At 62.3% G+C, this 1,772-nt stretch carries 2 protein-coding genes and 1 pseudogene; all 3 read left to right on the forward strand.

Features of this window, described 5'->3' with window-relative positions; genetic code table 11:
• Positions 1-240, forward strand: a pseudogene (locus ACRESJ_RS03310) (NADH-quinone oxidoreductase subunit C/D); the annotation flags it as partial.
• A 2-nt stretch (positions 241-242) separates the two neighbouring features.
• Entirely contained in the window at positions 243-740 is a 498-nt protein-coding gene (gene nuoE, locus ACRESJ_RS03315; protein ID WP_008053447.1) for an NADH-quinone oxidoreductase subunit NuoE, read from the forward strand.
• Positions 737-1,772, forward strand: a 1,036-nt coding sequence (locus ACRESJ_RS03320; RefSeq protein ID WP_431756626.1) for an NADH-quinone oxidoreductase subunit NuoF, incomplete at its 3' end; no start/stop codon positions are given. The genes nuoE and ACRESJ_RS03320, both read left to right, overlap by 4 nt.

Here is a 1,772-nt window from a genome sequence, read left to right on the forward strand (position 1 = left end):
GTTTCGTGGGGCCCGGTCATGCCGGCCAACGAATCCTTCCAGATGATCGAAGCGACCAAGGGCATCAACAGTTATTACCTGACGAGCGATGGCGGCACCATGAGCTACCGCACCCGGATTCGTACCCCAAGCTTCCCGCACCTGCAGCAGATCCCTTCGGTGATCAAAGGCAGCATGGTCGCGGACTTGATCGCGTACCTGGGTAGTATCGATTTCGTTATGGCCGACGTGGACCGCTAAGCATGAACAGCACGCTTATCCAGACAGACCGTTTCACCTTGAGTGAAACCGAGCGCTCGGCCATCGAGCACGAGCTGCATCACTACGAAGACCCGCGCGCGGCGTCGATCGAAGCCCTGAAGATCGTCCAGAAGGAACGCGGCTGGGTGCCGGACGGCGCCTTGTACGCCATCGGCGAGATCCTCGGCATCCCGGCCAGCGACGTTGAAGGCGTTGCGACGTTCTATAGTCAGATCTTCCGTCAGCCGGTCGGCCGTCACATCATTCGCGTCTGCGACAGCATGGTCTGCTACATCGGCGGCCACGAGTCCGTGGTCAGCGAAATCCAGAGCAAGCTGGGCATCGGCCTGGGTCAGACCACCACCGATGGTCGCTTCACCCTGCTGCCGGTCTGCTGCCTCGGCAACTGCGACAAGGCGCCGGCGCTGATGATCGACGACGATACGTTCGGTGATGTGCAGCCCGCAGGCGTTGCCAAATTGCTCGAGGGCTACGTATGACCCTGACTTCCTTCGGTCCTGCCAACCGCATCAAGCGTTCGGCCGAGACTCACCCGCTCACCTGGCGTCTGCGTGACGACGGCGAAGCCGTCTGGCTCGACGAGTACCAGGCCAAGAACGGTTACGCCGCTGCGCGCAAAGCCTTCGCCGACATGGCTCAGGACGACATCGTCCAGACCGTGAAAGACGCAGGCCTCAAAGGCCGCGGCGGTGCAGGCTTCCCCACTGGCGTGAAGTGGGGCCTGATGCCCAAAGACGAATCCATCAACATCCGCTACCTGCTGTGCAACGCGGATGAAATGGAGCCCAACACCTGGAAAGACCGCATGCTGATGGAGCAACTGCCCCATCTGCTGATCGAAGGCATGCTGATCAGCGCCCGTGCGCTGAAAACCTACCGGGGCTACATCTTCCTGCGTGGCGAGTACACCACCGCCGCCAAGCACCTGAACCGTGCCGTGGAAGAAGCCAAGGCAGCAGGCCTTTTGGGCAAGAACATCCTGGGCAGCGGCTTCGACTTCGAGCTGTTCGTCCACACTGGCGCCGGGCGTTACATCTGCGGTGAGGAAACCGCACTGATCAACTCCCTCGAAGGCCGCCGCGCCAACCCGCGCTCCAAGCCGCCCTTCCCTGCCGCCGTTGGCGTATGGGGCAAGCCGACCTGCGTGAACAACGTCGAGACCCTGTGCAACGTGCCGGCGATCATCGCCGACGGCGTGGACTGGTACAAATCGTTGGCCCGTGAAGGCAGCGAAGACATGGGCACCAAGCTCATGGGCTTCTCCGGCAAGGTCAAGAATCCGGGCCTGTGGGAACTGCCATTTGGCGTCACCGGTCGCGAACTGTTCGAAGACTACGCTGGCGGCATGCGCGACGGTTACAAGCTCAAGGCCTGGCAGCCAGGCGGCGCCGGTACCGGCTTCCTGTTGCCGGAGCACCTGGACGCACAAATGTACGCCGGCGGCATCGCCAAGGTGGGCACCCGTATGGGTACCGGCCTGGCCATGGCGGTGGACGACAGCATCAACATGG

This window comes from Pseudomonas sp., assembly GCF_050739655.1.
GTDB lineage: Bacteria > Pseudomonadota > Gammaproteobacteria > Pseudomonadales > Pseudomonadaceae > Aquipseudomonas.

Excerpts from the sequence above, each read along its gene's own strand:
- nuoE (WP_008053447.1), top strand. The coding sequence starts at position 243 with ATGAACAGCACGCTTATCCAGACAGACCGTTTCACCTTGAGTGAAACC.